Source organism: Aphanothece hegewaldii CCALA 016, assembly GCF_003007785.1.
In the GTDB taxonomy this organism is placed as follows: Bacteria; Cyanobacteriota; Cyanobacteriia; order Cyanobacteriales; family Microcystaceae; genus Chroococcus; species Chroococcus hegewaldii.
In genome coordinates this window covers 82,149-103,145 of sequence record NZ_PXOH01000017.1, presented here as the reverse complement: position 1 = coordinate 103,145, position 20,997 = coordinate 82,149, and the positions used below count along the sequence as shown (strand labels likewise).

Below are 20,997 nucleotides of genomic sequence, written 5' to 3'. Positions count from 1 at the left end.
GCCCTCATCCCTAAGCTGCTATCACACTTTGATGGTCGAGTAGCTCACACTGACACTGGGGTGCGAAGTTGACCCTTTGCGTGTTGGGGAGTGTTTCCACATCTAGGCACAGCACCTCAAAGCTGATGCCAGTGGTGGTGTATTCGGGTTCGCTGATGACTTTCCAGATATCACCCGTAAAGTGCTTGATGATATCACCTTCGGTTAGTTGATCAGCCTGAATTAGCGTGGCCTTCGTATTTTGTGCCATCATGGAAGTAAGACCTTTAATTTAATAGGGTTTGTAAGAGAAGGCGGTTGTTGCTTCCCAGGCGTAACCGCTTTTCTCGCTGTCTCTATTATAACACTAATGCACTAGCGATATAGTAAACTAGGGGAATATTAGGTAAAATTTAATAAAGTGTTAAGTTGATGAGCTAATGCCAGAAAAACACAATATTCGCTGTCGGCTTCAGGAGTGGATAGACGAGGCTGACGAAAACTACTCAACGATCGCACAAGCCGTTGGCATTAGTGTCGGTGCGGTCAGAAGACTTGCTAAGAATCAGTTTGAGCGAGTTGACTGTTCTACTTGGGAGACGATTTGTGACTATTTCAAGAAGCCGTTGGGAGATTTGTTCTACAGAGATGTTAAGAAATGAGGTTTTTTGTTTTAGAAGGGAATTAAGTCTTCAAGTTCGGGATTTTCTAAAATTAGTTTGGTCAACGCCTCTCTAGCTGCTTGTCTTACCTGTTGGTCGCTGTCAGATAAAGTTTCAATCAAAGAATCTACTGCTTTTAGATCTTTAATTTCTCCTAAAGCCCAAGCTGCTTCTCTACGAATTCCTACGTCATTATGCTTCAGAGCTTGAATTAGTGTATTTGCTGCCTTGAGCATAAATAGTAGAAAAATTACTGCTCTTTTAAGATCTTCTTCACGTCGATTTTTGTCTATTTGCTTGATATCTTCTTCAACATTCACTTTTTCTACTAAAAAACAAAATCTCTCAAATTCTGATACTTCAGGTTCTCTAATTTTCCAATATTCTTTCAATAAAGTAGACAAATTAAATTTTTGATAAAAATTTTCCCTGGGCTGTTCGAGGATTCTTGTAGTCATTTCTATAATTCTTTTATCTTCACTATTCTGTTGGATTTTTTGCAAAATTTGGATTAAAGTATCTTGAGTTTTAGGCTCAAGGAAATCAAGATGATTCCTCATTAATTGATTAAGCCAATAAAAAGATGGTTTTTGAATAAATTGTGTCAAAGTAGATTCAGATATTTTAGAAGAATTATATTTATTCCAGATTTTTTTTTGTAATTCTTCATTTTTTATCCAGTTATTTTGAGAATCCTGAAAATGGACTTTTTTATATGATTCAGCTATGGTCAAAAGCATATTAGTTAAGTTAGTGTAATAACTTTTTCTTATATAGAATCCATCAATAACCTCTCCAAATTCAACCCAATTAGTTTCTCCTTTGTCATTAAATACTAGATAACCTTGTAAAAAAGATTCATAACTAAAAAATATATTTAAGGAATAATAAAAAGGCTCAAGTTCATACTCATAAGGAGATGGTTGCTTTTTCAAAGATACGTTTTCTAGAGGTAAAAATCCCCAGATATCAAATAGACCAGCGAATTCACAAGTTATGAATCCATCTCCAACTCCATTTCTCCATTGATAAAGTTCATAAATTTCGGTTGGGGGTTGAATTGGCCAATCTTTAGTTAATCTTTTGATTTCAGCATAGGAAAGACCTTGATTTAATCTTGTTACTGTTAATGGATAGTGCTTACTTGACCACTTTAAGATTTGCTCTAAAGCTTGCGTTAGTAATGACATATTAAATTTAATTCTAAAAATCAGGGAATAAATTTGTACCGCCCATCGAATATTCTTTCCCCCATTTATTTATCCAATATGAAGGAATACTATTAGTAGTTTTTACACCAAACCAGCTAGAGTAAGGATCTAATCTTGCTACACCAGCATTGTAGTAAAAATTAGCTAACCAGTCGCCTTGTTGCTGATTTTGAGCAAAATCAACTCGTCTTAGAGAAACGTTTCCTTGTTTATAATTTATCCACGCTCCTTGTAAAGTTGAGTGGTAAGGATATTCATCGCAAGCAAGTCCTTTCGCAGCTTTATAGGAAGCTTTTGGATTACTATTATCCCAAGGACATTCTGGCGTAAAGTCATACCAATTAGCATCAAATTCTTTTCCACTAGGATATAATTTTTTAAGACCTTGAGGATGTAGTCGTGACCAGATTGATGGTGATATTAGTTTGTTGAATTCATTAACCTCAGCAGCACGAGCTAAAAATGATGGTTTACCTTGACTGATAGCATCACGAGTATGATTGTGAATTTCTGGCAGATCTAAACCCCAAACAATAACAGGAAATCCAAATAGATCGCAGTTACCAGAGCCTTGTGTTCCATTGCATTCTTGAACTTTTTTCTTGACAACTTGATACTGGGAATTGGTAATAGCGTTTTTAAGAAATTTATTAACTCCGTCATGATTAAGATCTTTCAAATAGCCAGGAACGACTGCATCGTCTGTATCAAATTCTCGAAATTTTCCTATTGGTCTAAGTAGCATAGCATATGCCGTCGTTGCTAATAGAGTTTGTATAGTTACAGAAATGGAAGTTTCTTGAATAAACAAACCGCTCGGATCTGTAAAATTGACAGGATTACTATGAACATATGGATACTTAGCTAGAGATAGAGGTTCGCTTGTTAATCCCTCAAATGGATCTCTGGCTGTAAACCTTCCCACACTAGGATTGTAATACCTCGCTCTTAGGTAGTAATCACCCAAATTCGGGTCGAATTGTTCGCCCGTGTAGAGGTAATTATTAACCGTATTACCTGTAGACTGGATTTGCTGACCGTAAGCATCATAATTGTAACTATCCGTTACAAGACCATTAACATCACTTAATATTCTTGTACTACCTATTCCATCAACGTGATAGAAGGATGTTACTCCGTTTCGAGTCTGAGAAATCAAGTCCCGTCCGTAGACATAAGAAGCTTGAACAGTACCATTAGGATTGTACTCTTCGATCACCTGAGCTATTGCTTGATTAGCATCAATTAGGTAGCGGGTTTCCTGTCCATTGACGGTCGCAGCAATGCGAATTCCCTCAGAGTTATACTGATACCTGTTTTGAGTTGTACCCGTCGAGGTGGAAATTTCTGCCTCAATCAAACGATTCTCATAATCCCAATTATAAACCGTTTGGCTAATAGAGTTGGTGCGAGTTAAAGTATTACCATTGTGATCATATGTGTAGCTGGTCACTTGTCCATTTAACGTCTCGTTTAACAATCGATCATTGTTGTCATAAGTGTAAGTGGTCAGTCCTTCGGCTGAATCATTACGAGTTAGTCGATTTCCGCTCGCATCGTAAGTGTAGTCAATATTGCGATTTCCAGCTACTGCATCAGTAATTTTTTCGTCAAGCAATCGATAGAGAGCGTCGTAGGTATAATTGACTTGACGAGTATTATTTTCTTCAACTTTCAGGCGATTGCCAACCGAGTCTAGAGTATAACGATAGCTAGAAATAATCTCTGCACCAACTTGTTTGTTTTCTAAGTAAACCAATCGATTTAGATCATCATATTGGCGAGTCTCTACTGTGTTGTTAGGCAATTCAGTTTGGATGAGATTACCTGCTTTGTCGTATGTGTATGAGATTATTCCACCATTGGGAGCAGTGACGGTCTGAAGCTGGTTATAACGATCATAACTATAAGTAGTCGTACCACTAGCAGTTATGATAGCAGTTCGGTTACTAGCAGCATCATAGGAGTAGCGAATGAATTGCTGATCTGGGTCAATTCTTTCAATCAGTCGTGAGAGGACATCATAATCATAGGTCGTTGTGCCGCCTCGCTCATCAAAGATGCTTTTCACCTGACCCGTCGGAGTATAGGTGTATTTGATAGCAGTTGTATCAGGGAATTGTTTGGTTATCATGCGGTTGAGTGCATCGTATTGATAGGTAATCGTCTGGCTATTAAAATCAGTAGTGCTGGCTACATTACCCACTGCATCGTAAGTGGTGGTTGAACGCTGTCCCATCGATAAGATGGTATCTGTACGACGATTGAGCGCATCGTATTCATACTGCGTAGAATGATGATTGGCATCTTTGATTTGAATGAGATTACCAGTTAGATCATAGCTATATTCTGTCCTTTGTAAGAGTGCATCAATAACGGCAGTTAGCTGACCGAGTGCATCATACTCAAATACTGTCGTTTGGCTAGCTTGGTCAGTAGATGCGATCGCCCGTCCTAGTAAATCATAGGTAGTGGTCGTATAGGTTCCATCGGCAAATTGAGTTTTAATTAAACGATTTAATTGATCATAAACAAATTGAGTAGTATGATTTAAAGGATCTGTTTCGGTGAGACGGTTGCCTGCCGCATCGTATGTATAGATTTTACGACGGCAAAGGCAGTCACTTCTTGATTCGATGAGACGACCGACTCGATCATATTCATACTCTTGACGATTTCCCCGTTCGTCAATAGAAGCAATAACTTGACCAAGTTCGTCGTATTCCGTCTTATTTCTAGGGTTATCTGAAAGGTCGTTGGGAGTGTTGTCTGGATGAATAACTTCACTTAATCTATTTAAGACATCGTAAGTAAAACGAGTTGTATTACCAGCTTGATTGGTTTCAGCTATTTTAAGTCCTAAAGCATTGTAGTCCGTTTTAATCGATGTACCATCGGCAAAGCGAGTTTCGACTTTACGTCCTTCTGGATCGTAGACATAACTTGTTGTTCTTCCTAGCGCATCTGTTTCGGTCAGTAGCGATCCTATGGCATTATAAGTATAAATGGTTTTATTAGTTAAAGCATTACGTTGCAGAATACGACGCCCCGCCGCATCATATTCATATTCAGTACGATTACCTCGTTCGTCAAGAGAAGCAACTACTTGACCGACTGCGTTATATTCTGTTTGAGTTCTAGGATTGTCAGTGAGGTCATTGGAAGTATCATCGGGGTAGATAATTTCAATTAGACGATTTAGAGCATCATAGATAAAGTGAGTGATTTGACCTGCTTGATCGATTTCGCTAATTTTCCGACCCGCTTCATCGTAAAAAATTCTCTCTGATGTTCCATCAGGGTATACCGTTTCTATTAGTTGATTCTTTTCGTCATAACGATATTCGGTGCGACGATTACTCATGCTTTCTTCAATTATTGCTACCAAATTGCCCAAAGCATCGTATTCTTGTCGAATCACGTTTCCTGCGGGGTCAGTTTTGGTTATGACTCGACCTTCAGTATCGTAAGTCCAATTTGTAGTTAGTGTTTGTAAGCCATTAGGAGTTGTTACTTTAACAGTTTCAGTTAGTTGATTACCATTATTGTCATAGGTATATATTGTTTCATTCCCGAATGTATCAATTTGGCGAGTAACATTACTCCGAGCGTCATATTCAAATTGAGTAACATTACCAAGAGCATCAATAATAGATGTAGTATTTCCGAATTTATCAGTAGTTTCGTGAACAGATTGTCCTTCTGGATTAGTCGTACTGACAAGATTTCTTCGACTATCGTAGGTATAGCTGATTGTGTTACCTAAAGGGTCAGTTCTACTAATAACCTGTCCAAAATTGTTGTAAGTGTAATAAGCTGTGTTGCCTAATGAGTCTGTAATCGAGATGATATTACCCTTGCTATCATAAGCATATTTTGTTGTGTGATTTAAGCTATCAGTTATGGAAAGCAAGTTATTGTTATCATCAAAAGTACGCTTAGTAATACCTCCGAGCGCATTAACCTTTTGAACAATATTTCCTCGTTCATCATAAACATAAGTCGTGGGATTACCGAAGACATCTTTAACTGTTTGAACTGAATTTTCTAAGTCATAAACCAGTTCGACATCAGAACCATTAACATCAATAATCTTTTTCAAGCGACCATTCTCATCATACTCCGTTCGTACTGTTTCTCGATTTAGGGGATCAACAATCAGATCAAGATAATGAGCGTGGATATTGTTATACTCAAATTTGGTCGTATTATCTTCTCGATCTGTAACTTTAACTAAATCCCCTTCCGCATCATACTCATAACGAATCACGTTGTTCATCGGATCTGTAATCGAGGTAATTCTGTTTACAGCATCCCGACCGAATTTGACCTCAACCCCGCTATTGCTTTCTATGCCCGCATCAGAGAAAGTTAATTGATTGCCATTCGTATCGGTTGCCGTCAACAGATCCCCTGTTGCTGCCTCGATCTCATAGATGATGCCTTCAAGAGTAGTTAAAGTATACTGGCCACTAAAATATGGGTCGATGGGATTATAGAGTAAACCCGCCAATCCCGCATACTGTCCACTTTCAGTGAGGGTTAACAGGACATCGGACACGGAGAGCGTATTTTTAGACCCTGATTGTGAGACGAATTTAGGATGCCACAGCCCACCATTGCCATTTAAATCGAGTAAATAACCGCCCAATCGATCTAATTCGGGTTGGAAAGTGTAAGCCTCTCGAAGACCTCCTGGTAAAGTGATGTAAACCTTATCTCCAGCTTTGAAGCCCTTACTGAGAATCCCAAACTGCTCATAGACTCGATCTCGTCCTAAACTCGTCCGCAAATTAGTATCTCTGAACTCTAAGCGCCAGCCATAGCCAAAATCATCTCGCTCGTTAGCAGTTAGCGTATCATAAGTTCTCGTAACTGTAATCGGAATCCCCGAAACAGAAAGAGCTAAGTCGGTAAAGGATAATTGGAAATTGCCTAGTTTCAATTCCCCTTCGATGTTAACCGTTTCATCAATAAAAACAGTATTGCCTCCAGCATCAGTCGCACTGAGTCTGAGGGTATAAACATCATTGGAGAGCAGCGAAGGGTCGAAAGTCCCTAAGCTCCCATCCGCTACAGTCTTAGTTCCTCGGAATATTTCACGGAAGTCTTCTGTACCAACTGGTGCAACCTCTAGGCTATAGTATAAAAGATTATTATCGGTGACTGTACCAATGATTTCAGTCGGTGCGGTGAAAGTTCTGTTAGCTAGTAACGGCAAATCGATGACGGGAGCCGTGACATCGCTCTTGTCAAGCACTTCAAGACTTATTATCGCTGTGGATTGATTGCCCGCCTCATCGATAGCAGTAGCGATCGCGGTTATCTGACCCGCTTGGTTAGGTGTAAAAGTATAAAGTCCATTGGCATTTCTGATTACTGCTTGGCCGTTGAGGGTTAAGTTAAGATATTTGACTCTGATGTTATCGGTAGCTGTAACAATTAGTGTCACCGATTCCCCTTTATTTACAGGCTGCTGACTGGCGATAAGAGAAACTTTGGGGCTTATTGTATCAGCTAAAAGGTCAAGCTTGAAATTCTGTTCAATTGATGCTCCAGATTGATCGGAAATCGTAATAGTAATGTTATGAGTTCCTAGATTAGAAGTTGTCGGAGTCCAAGATAAACGACCGAGTGAATCAATAACGATTCCTTTATTAATTGATGAAGGGTCAAGACGATAAGTTAATTGACCACCATCGGGGTCGGAGGCAATCAGATCATAGCGATATACACGACCAACGATCGCTTGAAGCGGTGGAGTTGACCCAATTACAGGTAAACTGTTCACTTTGGCTGTAAGCTGATAGCTCTGCATTGCACCTAACCCTTCAAGATCGAAGGCGGCTACGACAACTTGATAATTACCCGTTAGAGGATTTGTCCATTGCAATAATCCCGTTGTTGCTTCTAAAGTCATTCCCTGTGGTGCTTCTAATAGTTGATAAGTAAGAGCTTGTCCATCAGGATCTGATGCTGTTACTTGATAGGTGTAAGTACTACCAACATTAGCTCTAAAACTAGGAGTGGAAGTAATTATTGGAGCTTGATTGATAATTTGTGTACCAACAACTAGCTGATAAGTTTGTTTAGTAGTTGCCCCGACTGCATCAGAGATGAGTACATCGATCTCATAAGTTCCCGTTTGGTTCGGTGTCCATTGAATCCGACCTGTTTGGTCAATGGTCATCCCATTCGGTTTACGTCCTAAACTGTAAGTAATCGGGCTATTTTCGGGGTCAATCGCCACCACTGTATAGGTGTACGTCTGATAGAGCGAAGCGCGTGTAATCGGCGTAGATACAATGTTGGTTGGTGTATTCGTTCCATTAACCGTGAGAGTATATTCTTGTGTGGTATATGCTCCATAATTATCGAATAGTCTGACAATTATTGCGTGTCTCCCTATGTGATCACTTTGCGCTGAAAAACGTAACGCCCCCGTTTGAGCATCAATAACCATTCCCTCCGGAGCTTGCACTAAACTCCAGAACAATACATCGCCATCGGGATCTTGTCCAGAGAGATTATAATTATAGATCTGTTCTAAATTAGTAACTAAATTTGGTGCAGAAGTAATATTTGGTGCGCGGTTAAGACTTTGATTAGCAATCGTCAGTAGATAAGTTTGCTCAACAAATAAATTACCATCATTTACTCTAATTTTAATAGTATGCTCACCCGATTGAGTTGCCGTAGGTTTCCAAATAATTACGCCATCGGAGATCGTCATGCCAGCAGGAGCAGTTGCTAAACTATAAGTTAGTAAATCTCCATCGGGATCTGTTGCACTCAAAGCATAGTAGTAGCGATTTCCTACACTCGACTGAGTACGAGGAATTGAAATAATGATCGGTGCTTGATTCGATGTGGCATTTTTAACTACCAAAAGAACTTTTTGTAAAGCTTCTCCTCCTTGAACATCAAATACCTTAACGGTAAATTCTTGGCTTCCGAGTTGCGATGAATTAGGTGTCCAAGTAATTAACCCAGTTTGAGCATTAATTGCAATGCCATTTGGCGCACCAGAAACGAGAGAATAAGTTAAAGTATCACCATCAGGATCAAGTGCCATTGCTTGATAATGAAAAACTTTTCCGACTTGAGCATTTGTATTTTCAGGAACAGTTGAGGTAAAAATCGGTGGGGTATTAACAGAATTAACATTAATAGAAAATGTTTGCAACGCAAAACCACCTCGTCCATCTTTGACACGCAAGATTACGTTAAAATGCCCAACTTGTTCTCGCTGCGGTTTCCAAACTAAAGTTCCAGTTTGAGCATCAATAGTCATTCCTAATGGATGTAAAGGTAAATCATAGGATAATTCATCCGCATCAGAATCTTGGGCAAACGCTTGCTCGACGACAATTTCTCCTACATTTATAAAGAAAGAGGAAATTTGACTAAGGAAGAAAGGATTTTGATTGGGTGGGGAACTAATTTTATTAAGTCCAAACAAATGGCTAAAGGTTTCACCACCTGTAACTGTAACTGTATCTATAAAAGAGCCAGATTTTGGTGTTGTCTGTTGAGTCCCATTTGGGATAACTTGTCTGACGGTATAAGTACCAGGTAAAAGATTATCAAAAGTAAAATAGTAAGGACTTTCACCTAAAATCGAATTACTATTATCCTGTTTAGTAACTTGTCGAGGTTCAAGCTCATCCAAAACTTCATTATTATTTAAGTCTAAATAAACAGTAATATTTTCTAAAAAAGGCTCTGTAGAATCCCGAAAATTCCACCCACCAAAAATATCAATTAATTCCTTAAAATCAGTTACTTTAATAGCATTTGGGTCAATTTTTCTAAGTTGTTCTATTCCTGCATTACTACCTATGCCAAAGGCAGTGAGCTTGACTCCTGCAGCACGAAGTTCAGCCACAACCCCTTCATCAACATTTCCAAAACCGTCAGACATAAAAATAATGTTAGGAGTTCCATTTGAAGCATCTAAAACTCCTTTTGCTGCAATCAAACCAGGTGTAAAATCTGTTCCACCACCACCATTAGCTTGATTTAAAGCTTCTTTAAGATCGAGAATGCCATTGTTATTATGATCAGCTAAAGCAGTTGTATATACCTGTATCCCCGATTCGGCTGGATTGAGATCAGCTAAATATGCTTCTGTATCCCAAAAAACAAGACCAATTTTTACAGTATTTCCACGCTCTTGAAGGATCAACTGTTCAGTTAAAGCTAATACAGTTGCTAATTCCATATCAAGGATTGTATAATAAGCTTGCGTAAAAGTTTCTAAATCCGTTGTCGTCCAATCAATAGATCGTCCTCCAGTACTACCTGAAATATCAATAGCAAAAACAATATCTGGTCGCTCTCCTTCAATTAAAGCGGTATCTCGATAACCATTGTTATTACGATCATCGAATACGGCTCCTTGAATCTTGCCTAAATTGTTATAGACTTCAACCGTAAAAGTCTGAATATCTTTACCCCCTCTTTTGTCTGATACTTCGACTTGGAAATTGAACTGACTACCAGGAATAATACTTGCTTCAGGAGTCCATAATATTTCCCCACTATCATTATTGACAAATGCGCCATTTGGTGCATCTAAAAGGCGATAAACTAAATGGTCGTGATCGGGATCGATAGTTTGTAGCTGATATTGATAGATCTGATCAACTAGCGCAAAACGAGTTTTAGGAGTGCTAATAATAACAGGATTACCATTTTCAGGACTCGGCCATAGACGGAGTTTGAATTCTTGTATAGTGGTGGTACCCTGTGTATCTTTAACCGCTATTTTAACCGGGAATAATCCGAGTGCGTCGGCATTATTACTGGAAGATTCGCCCGTTCCTGGAAGGAGGACATCTGCAATGGGTTTGAGAGTGCGAACGACTTTAAAATTGTAGTTGAGTTGTCCTAAATTTTCTCCACCTTGGAGATAGAGGAAATATTCTCCTGTTGTAGGGATAACAACTTCTGTGTCATAACTCTGATAGGTATCGAATAACTGATTATTACCATTATCAAATAATTTCCAATGATAATTTGTCCAATAACTCGATGGAGTTGAAAAAATACTATCAAAGTAAAGTCGTTCTCCTGCATTAGCTTTTAGTTTAAAGAAGCGACTTTGTTGACCATTATTAATAGAACCAACGTAAGGCAGACCATAATTAATGTCTGGTGCTGTTTTTAAATCGAGAATTTGGAAGGAGTAATCACAGCTAACTGTTGAATTATTCTGTACCAATAAATAATACAATCCACTTTGAGTTAAGGTAATTGGTAAACTATCAGATGACCAATCTAAATTAATTCCTGTAAAAATCGCTCTGCCATTATAATCGTAAAGATTAACAGAACAATTAGAACCTGCAATGGTATTTAAAAGAATTTTCTGACCAGCAATACCATCAAATGTATAAACTTTTCCTGCTTTGTCATTAAGCGTTCCTGAGTTAACATTACCAATTCCTACATAATTGGCATTTGGAGAACCAAAATTTCTCGGAAATTCAAGTAAGTTAAATTGATAGTTAACCGCGCTCGATAAATAATATCCATAAAGTTGTAATTTATAATTACCTGATTGCTCTAACCAGACAAGACGATCATTTCTAGCTTCCTGATTACTAAATACTAGAGTACCATCTGGGTTAAAGATTTGCACTTTGCTACTGTAATCCCAAACTGGATGTTGGCTATCAAAAAGAACAAGTGTTCCTGCATTAACGGTAAAATTATAATCGATGATTTGTCCTGCACTCAAATTACCACTTTGTATATTATTTAAACCAGTATTTGTAACAGGAGTCGTTATCAGCTTGCTAACTTGAAAAGTGTAATCAACAAGATTATTACTATTACCGATGATTGCCAGAGTATAAATGCCATTTGAAGCGAGAGTGGCTTCAAAATCAGGACTATTTGCTGTGGGTGATTTGACGATTCCACTATTAGGATCATATAGTATCCAGTTGGCTCCATTCCAAGCCGTTGTAGATAGAGCGAATTTTAATCTTTGTCCCGTATTGCCTGTAAACTGATAGAAATTAACTTGATTGCCAAGATTTAACGTTCCAGTAATAGCATTGTCGAAAGTAAGAGGAGCCGATTGAGCGAGATCGCTTAAAATAAAATTATAATTACCCGTTGTTTCTAAGTAACCATCGATTACTAAGCGATAAATCCCATTTTCAGCTAGAGTAAAAGGACTCCAATCAGTATTTGTATCTTTATCTACTACTAAACTGCCACTTGGTGCATAAAGACGTGCTTTAAGATAAAGATTGCCTATTAGTGCATCATAGAAGAGTTGTTGTCCAACAGTACCCGTAAAGGTATAAATATCTTGTTCACCAGCTTGAGCAAGATTACTATTAACTGTATTACCCAAAGTTAAAGGAAGAGTAACTAACTCTGGTGTAACCACTTGTAGCTTATAGTTAGTATTTGTAGCCCCATTACCCTGAACAACTAGGAAATAATTACCAGGACTTAACCAACGTTCTTCATCGTTGTAATAGGAAGAATTATAATTTTGGTAGAATTGTCGGCTAGTAACGTACTGTCCCCCGTTCCCATAAAGAATCCAAGCATTTGGATAATCCCCAGTTATTCCATCAAAATAGAAATACTGATCATGAGCAACTGTAAAACGATAGGTATTTGATGCCTTACCGCCATTAACAAAAGTTCCTGTAAGATCAGTATTAAAAGTAATGGTCGTGGCTGCTGAATAGTCAAACAAACGGAAACCATAATTACCCGTTGCATCGCCATTTCCATCGATAATTAAACGATAAACGCCCGTTTCATTAAGAGTATAACCGTTGTCTGGCCCAAAATCACTACGGACATCATAATTGCAAATTTCCCGCCCTGTGGGGCTGTATAATCTGGCTGTAATATTAGGGCTACCCGCAAGCGCATCATAAAAGAGTTGTTGTCCGACAGTTCCAGTAAAGGTGTAAGTATCCTGTTCTCCCTGTTCACTGATGCTATTTGTTATAATTGTTCCACTCTGATATGCTGTAGTGGGTTTTTGAGGGGTAACAATCCGTAAATTATAGTTAGAATTACTCGAACTATTGCCCTGCATCACCAACCAGTATTCACCAGGACTTAACCAACGTTCTTCATCGTTGTAATAGGAAGAATTGTAGTTTTGGTAAAACTGTTTGCTAGTGATGTATTGTCCACTATTACCATATAGTATCCAAGCATTCGGATAATCTCCAGTTATACCATCGAAATAAAGATATTGATTTTCTGTAATCGTAAAACGATAAGTATCTGATTCCTTACCACCATTATCAAAAGTGCCTGTAATGTCTGTATCTAAATTGACAATATTTGCAGATGCTCTATCTAATAATCGGAATTTATAGTTTCCTGTTGCTTCTTCATCCCCATCAACAACGACACGATAAGTTCCATTGAGATTTAAGATTAACCCATCATGCGGCGCACGGTCATAACGACTATCTGCGTTGAAGATTTCGCGTCCAGTCGGGTCAAAAAATCTAAGTTTAAGGTAATCACCACCCAACGCATCATAGAAGAGTTGTTGTCCAACGGTTCCTGTAAAAGTGTAAGTATCTTGTTCTCCTGTTTCACTAATACTACCAGTAACGATATTACCGATGGTCATTGGTGTCGTATTTAACTCTGGAGTAACAATTCGTAAATTATAGTTAGAATTACTCGAACCATTACCCTGCATTACTAACCAATAATCCCCAGGGTTTAACCACTGTTCTCGGTCACGATTAATATCGTTATCAGTTATTTTTTGCCCACCGTTTCCATAAAGTATCCAAGCATTCGGATAATTTCCAGTTATGCCATCAAAATAGAGGTATTGACTCTCTGTAATGGTAAAACGATAAGTATCTGATTCTAAACTGTCGTTATCAAGAGTTCCTGCGATGTCTGTATCTAAATTGACAATACTTGAAGATGCTCTATCTATTAATCGGAATTTATAATTTCCTGTTGCCTCTCCGTCCCCATCAACCACGACACGATAAGTCCCATTCATCGATAAGACTAACACATTGTAAGGAACACGGTCATAACGACTATCTGTATTAAAGATTTCTCGTCCTGTGGGGTCAAACAATTTAAGTCTAAAGTAATCACCACCCAACGCATCATAGAATAACTGTTGTCCGACGGTTCCCGTGAAGGTATAAGTATCCTGTTCTCCCGCTTCACTAATACTGCCACTGATAGTATTACCAATGGTCATCGGTGCCGTATTTAACTCTGGAGTAACAATTCGTAAATTATAGTTAATATTACTCGAACCATTACCCTGCATTACTAACCAATAATCCCCAGCATTGACGAATAATTCACGGTCTTGATATATATAAGGGTAATTTCCTGTAATGTATTGACCGCCTGGTCCATAAAGAATCCAAGCATTCGGATAATTACCAGCCGAAGAGTCAAAATAGAGGTATTGATTCTCCGTTAGCGTCAAGCGATAAGTATCTGACTCCTCACCACCATTGTCAAAAGTGCCTGTAATGTCTGTATCAAGATTGACAATACTTGCTGATGTTCTATCTAATAATCGGAATTGATAATTACCAGCAGTAAACTGAGAATAGGGATACTCACTGACAGTTATGCGGTAAGTTCCATTTGTTGTTAGTGTAAGCCCCTCATTTGGCGCACGGTCATTCCGAATATCATGAGTGAAGATTTCCTGTCCTGTAGGATCATAGAGTCGGAGATAAAATAGACTACCTCCTAGTGCATCATAAAAGAGTTGTTGCCCAACCGTTCCTGAAAAGGTATAGCTATTAACTTGACTTTGGGTATTAAGAGAGCCACTAATGACATCTCCTATCGTTATCGGTGTTCCTATGGGGGTTATTGGTGTTCTGATGCCCGTCTGTTTAACATTAAACTTATAATCAACAGGTGTTCCGTTATTACCTCGAATCGCCAGAAGATAAGTATTTGTTGTGTCTAAAGTTACCTCAAAATCAGTGGTGATGTATTCATTACGAACAACACGATTAGCTAAATTGTAAATCGTCCAATAAGCATTAGTGGCATTGATTAATGAATCAAAAAAGAGTTTTTGTCCTGAAATGCCGTCAAATTTATAAAAATCAGTTTCTCGTCCTAGCTCTAACTTACCTGTAATATCTGTATCTAGATTAATGGTATTTACTTGGCTAAGATCTAATAAACTAAAACTATAATTATCGGTGTTTTCTTCACGACCATCAATAATTAAATAATATTGTCCTGCTTCTGTTAGAGTAATTGGGTCAGAGTCTTGTTGAGATAACCAACGACTGAAGATATACTGACCACTTGGACTGTACAAATCGGCTTTTGTTGTATAAAAACCACCTTCATTTAAAACATCAAAATAGATTTTCTGTCCAAGATTGCCAACAAAAGTGTATGTATCGTATTCTCCTTTTTCACTAATTGCTGCGGTGATTAGATTAGGATTAGTTAAAGTTCCTAAAGATAGGACAGTAGTAGTAATTTCTGGTGTAATAATACGAAACTTATAATCGACAGGTGTATTACTATAACCCTGAATTGCTATTAAATAAGTATCAGTATTAGACAGAATGTATTCATAATCACTAAAGGCTCTAGAATCTAAAATTTGATTAGCCAAATTATAGAGTTTCCAATAAGCATTAGAGTTAGTTAATGTATCAAAATAAAGTCTTTGTCCTGCTGTCCCATTAAACTGATAAAAATAAGTTCCTTGTCCAAGATTTAGATTGCCTGTGACATCTGTATCTAAATTTATTGGACTTACTTGGCTAAGATCTAATAAACTAAAACTGTAATTATTGGTGTTCTCTTCACGACCATCAATAATTAAATAATATTGTCCTGCTTCTGTTAGAGTAATTGGGTCAGAATCTTGTTGAGACAACCAACGTCTGAAGATATACTGACCACTTGGACTGTACAAATCGGCTCTTGTTGTATAAGAACCACCTTCATTTAGAACATCAAAATAGATTTTCTGTCCAAGATTGCCAACAAAAGTGTATGTATCGTATTCCCCTTTTTCACTAATTGCTGCGGTGATTGGATTAGAATTAGTTAGAGTTCCTAAAGTTAGGACAGTAGTAGTAATTTCTGGAGTAATAAGACGGAATTTATAATCGACAGGTGTATTACTATAACCCTGAATTGCTATTAAATAAGTATCAGTATTAGACAGAATGTATTCATAATCACTAAAGGCTCTAGAATCTAAAATTTGATTAGCCAAATTATAGAGTTTCCAATAAGCATTAGAGTTAGTCAATGTATCAAAATAAAGTCTTTGTCCTGCTGTGCCACTAAACTGATAAAAATAGGTTCCTTGTCCAAAATTTAGATTACCTGTGACATCTGTATCTAAATTTATTGGACTCGGTTGACTAATATTTAATAGATTAAAACTATAAATATCTGTCTTATCATTACTACTATCAAGAATCAATCGATATTGTCCTGCTTCTGTTAGAGTAATTGGGTCAGAGTCTTGTTGAGACAACCAACGATTAAAGATATACTGGCCACTTGGACTGTACAAATCGGCTCTTGTTGCGTTAGAATTACCTTGATTTAAAACATCAAAATAGATTTTCTGTCCGAGATTACCAGTGAAAGTGTATGTATCGTATTCTCCTTTTTCACTAATATCTGAAGTAACTATATTACCTAATGTTAACGGTTGAGTGAGCAAATCAGGGGTAACAATTGTAAAGGAATAATCAACTTTAGTCGTAAAAGCTGAATATCCTCGAATAGCAAGTATATATTCTCCTGTAGTGGCTAAATCAACTTCTAAATCATCAAAGTTATTATTTTCCGCTACAACTTGATTAGCTTCGTTGTAAAGTGTCCATCCCAGTTGACCATTTTTACTAAGTTGGTCAAAGTATAATTTTTGACCTTGATTTGCTGTAAAACGGAAAATGTCATCTTCTGTGCCTGGATTTAAAGTTCCTTGAATGATGGTATCAAAAGGAATTACATCTGTTAAACTTGATTCAATTAAACTAAATCCATAAGTTCCTGTTTGCTCATTCTGAGTGTCAACAATGATTTTATAGTTTCCGTCTTCTTCTAAAGTGAGTAATCGATTTTGATACCATAAAAAGTTAATATTGTCAACAATTTTCCGACCACTAGGACTATAAATATCAACTCGCCATTTATACTCATTTCCTGAATATTGTAACGGGTCAAAATAGATTTTTTGTCCCTTCATTCCACTGAAGGTAAATTCATCGTTTTCACCCTTCATCCCAATTCTTCCTAATACCGTATCGCCTAACAAAACAACAGCAGGTGGAGTCCATTCGATTTGTCCAGTCCCTGCATTAATAGTCATTCCATTAGGCCCGATGACTAAATTGTAGGATAAGGGGTAATCTAGATCAGGATCGATCGCATTGGCATCATATTGATAGAGTTGATTGATGTATGCGTCTACTATTGGATTAGATGTAAATAACGGCGGGCGATTTGGTGGTTGCTCAATTACTGATAATGTGTATGTCTGCTGTGTAATTCCCCCAACTCCATCACTAACTTCTACTTGAATAACATGATTACCGATAGAAGCGGTTGTCGTTGTCCAATCAATCATTCCTGTTGTTGCATTAATTGTCATACCAAGTGGCGCAATTAACAGTTTATAAGTTAAAGTATCACTATCAGGATCGATCGCATTGACATCATATTGATAAGCTTGTCCTTCTATTATTTCTGTATCGGGTTGAGTTTGAATAACAGGATTTTGATTTAATACTGATAAAACAACTACATCATAGGTAAACTGAACTTGATTGGGATTTGAGAAAACTAAATGTCCTATCTGACTCGTTGCAAGAGCATTCAGTTTTCCATCTGTTACTAAATGGCTAAAATCATAGTAAGGAATACCTTCTAATGTTACGCCATCTGGATTGCGTAGTTGCACAGTCGGATCACTAATATTTCTGACGGTAACTAATAAAGGTGTACTAATGCTATAGCTACCAATATTTTTTATTGCTGTCTCTGCATAAAGTAGATTAGTTTGGTCATTAAATGTGGTGCGTTGATATTGAAGTTGTATACTAGGTGTAACATCAACAAGATTAGTTAAATTAAGTGGAGTGCCTAAATTTGTTCCATTCTGACTAGGTGTATTAGTACCTGTTGGTAATTCGGTTCCACTAGGTGCATCGATTAATTGAATGTCTCGAATCTGCACATAAGATGTTGTATCACTATCATTGTTAACTAAGCGGAAGACTAATTTTGCTTCTTGATTAGGTGCAACAGCAACAAGGTTAACAGTGATGATTTGAGTTGCAGCATCATAACTCGTTCCAATTGCTTTGGCTGCCGTCAGTCCTTCTGTAATATTAAAGAAGCTATCTTGTCCAAGGGTATGAACCAAAGAATTGCCCGCTTGGTTTAATAGACTGACTTCAAAGGCATCATTAATTGAATCTGGATCATTTAGATCGAAGAAGAGCGGATTAACTTTAAATTTTAATAATGATGGTTGGCTCGGAATAACTAAATCTTGGCTAAGAAAAGAGCTAAAATTTTGATTTTCTTGAAGAATGAGAGCCGATGTAACTGTAAGATTAAATGATTGAGTGTCGTTCAGCCCACCAGCATCAGTGACAGTCAAAGTTATGTTATTGACTCCAAGATTTTGCTCAGTTGGGGTACCTGATAAAGTTGCCGTGCCATCACCGTTGTTCGTTAAGGTTAACCAAGAGGGTAAGCCACTGGCACTAATCGTACGAAAATCTCCTGCGTCGGGGTCGGTTGTCGTAATGTTATAGGTGTAAAGCTCTCCAACCGACGCTCCTAGTATAGCTGTGCTAGTCAGACGGGGAGCTTCGTTGGCATTGGTAACGTTAATTGTGAAGGCTTTTGAGAGGCTTATCCCTCCTGCATCGGTGGTTTGAACACGCAGCTTATAGCTAGACTGACTTTCATAGTCTGGAGAATTGTTGAGTTGCAGTTGATTTCCAACAATTGAAAATGCGGCGTTATGATTATCGCCATCACCAGCGACGAGAGTATAGGTATGGTTGTCTCCTGCATCTGGGTCGCTAGTGTTCAAATTGCCGATGACGGAGTTATTGGGACTGTTTTCTGCTATTGTGTTGGAGTTGAGGGTTAATTCAGTTGGGGCTTCATTAACGTTTGTTAGGCTGATGGTAAATTGCTGGTTTTTTGAGAGTCCACCTGCATCGGTACTGCGAACGGTAATTGTATAGGTGTTGAGAGTTTCAAAATCTAAAAGTCCAGTAAGAGCGACCATCAGTTGATTGTTGACGACTCTAAAGCGTCCACCTGCATCGTTAATCAGGGTATAGGTATGGTTTTCGCCCGCATCAGGGTCAGTGGTGTTTAACTGTCCGATAATTGTCCAGGCTGCCGAATTTTCTGCAACTGAGTTGTTGGATAGAGTAATTAGGGTGGGTGCTTCGTTAACGTTCGTGATGCTGACGGTTAGATTTTTCTCGACACTCAACCCACCTGCATCGGTACTGCGAACACGGATACTATAACTGTTTAGAGTCTCGAAATTAGGAGAATTGTTGATTTGTAGTTGATTGCCGATTAGAGTAAAAGCTCCGTTGTCATTATCTCCTATACCTGGAACAAAAGCGTAAGTATGTTGGTCTCCTGAATTAGGATCGATCGTACTGAGGTTTCCGACTATTGTATTAACTGAAACATTTTCGGCTATGGTATTGGGATTGAGCAATATGTCAACTGGAGCATTGTTGTCGAAGGGGTTAGCTGCTCCAATTACTGTTACGCCGCCGTTGAAGATGATGTGATTTTTGGTCGAAATTGAACCGATGAGGGTCGAGTTACCGTTGAAGGTGAAAGTACCGTTAGCTAAAAAGTGACCCCGCGTGTTGCTTGCTCCATTGTAAGTAATTTGTCCGCTACTGATAACGCGCAGCGCATCAGTATCGGTGGTGGTTTTGGTTGCGCCATTAAAGGTAATATTGCCACTGCCATTAGCTAGTAAGCTAGAGCCCGCAAATTTGGCTCCAGAGTTCATGTTTATTGAATTCGAGGCGAGCGCTGTTACTTCCGTTGCTTGTACGTTAGAGAGGTTGATGTTACCGTTGTTGGTGACTAAAACGACCTTATTTAGATTATGTCCATTGCCGTTAAAGTTAATGTCGCCATTTTCGATAATTAAGACGTAGTGGTTTAAGTTAACATTGGCTGGAATATTGAGTCCTCCTCCTGTTACTTTTACGACTTTGGGGTTTGTGGCGGTTCCAGGCGTTGGGAAATTTTGGTTCCAGTCGGTGACATTATTAAGTGGTTTGCTATTGGCTTTAAAGATTACTTCTGTTGTACCAGAGGGTATGTGGCGGTTTAGTTCAGTAGTTTTAAGTGTTAAGTAATCGGGAATATTAACGGTTTGTTTTGGGACTATTTGAGGCGGGAGTAAGCCACTGTAGCGATTGTTGTTACTGACGTTGGCGACTTGATAGCCTGCAGCTACGGTAACGGCTTGATTTACTAATATGGGTTGCCCAGTTGCATCGACAATTGGCTTTCCTGCTGCATCTCGCTGTACGGGCAGAATGACTTGTCCGTTAAGGGTAAATCCTGCCCCTGCATGTATGAGGGCATCGTCAACTGGTTTAATTGGGTCGCCGTCAAAGTCAGAACCTCCATTGACGGTTACTGTTCCTTCGGCTGTAATGGCAAATTTTAGTTGTCCATTAAGTGAACTTTGTCTTGGTGTATTGTTGTTTTTTAGGCTTTGGCTGATCTGAGTTTGGCGGAGTCCTGTGAGGGGATCAAGATTTGATGAAATTAATCCACTCTGTGACCATAGGGTATGGCTTAAAGAGTTGAAAGAGGAATATTTACGGGGAAATAAATTGGATTCTATAGCAAATTTCTGGTTGTTTTCTTGATATTTATCTTCTTCTAAAGAAAAGGGGTTATCTTCTAGGTACAGTGGGTCAGAGAAAGCGAGAGTGTGAGGCGAATGTTTTTCTTTGAAAAGGCTGTTGTCTTCGCTTCCCAACAAGACTCCAAAAGGATTACTTAAGTTTAAAGCATCAGGGAGTGACGCGACTAATAGCAACGTTCTGTCTAAGAAGAAAATTTCTGCACTGTCCATTGATGAACGC

The 20,997-nt window shown here is 38.3% G+C and carries 4 protein-coding genes; 1 reads left to right on the top strand and 3 read right to left on the bottom strand.

Going from position 1 to position 20,997, the window contains the following annotated elements; all coding sequences use genetic code 11:
• Positions 1-10: 10 nt before the first annotated feature.
• Positions 11-253: a hypothetical protein gene (locus C7H19_RS15470; RefSeq protein WP_245927558.1), complete on the bottom strand. Its 243-nt coding sequence runs from the start codon at positions 251-253 to the stop codon at positions 11-13.
• A 166-nt stretch (positions 254-419) separates the two neighbouring features.
• Between C7H19_RS15470 and C7H19_RS15465 the strand changes: the two genes are divergently transcribed.
• Positions 420-641, top strand: coding sequence for a helix-turn-helix domain-containing protein (locus tag C7H19_RS15465; RefSeq protein ID WP_106457801.1), 222 nt, complete (start codon positions 420-422; stop codon positions 639-641).
• 11 nt (positions 642-652) lie between these two features.
• Here the strand turns inward: C7H19_RS15465 and C7H19_RS15460 are convergent, their stop codons facing one another.
• Both C7H19_RS15460 and C7H19_RS15455 read right to left on the bottom strand, forming a co-directional pair.
• Positions 653-1,831 carry a HEAT repeat domain-containing protein gene (locus C7H19_RS15460; protein WP_106457800.1) on the bottom strand — a complete coding sequence of 393 codons (1,179 nt, stop codon included), beginning with the start codon at positions 1,829-1,831 and terminating at the stop codon, positions 653-655.
• Between the two features lie 13 nt (positions 1,832-1,844).
• On the bottom strand, positions 1,845-20,987 hold the full coding sequence (locus tag C7H19_RS15455) for a putative Ig domain-containing protein (protein ID WP_106457798.1): 19,143 nt from the start codon (positions 20,985-20,987) through the stop codon (positions 1,845-1,847).
• Positions 20,988-20,997: the final 10 nt, after the last annotated feature.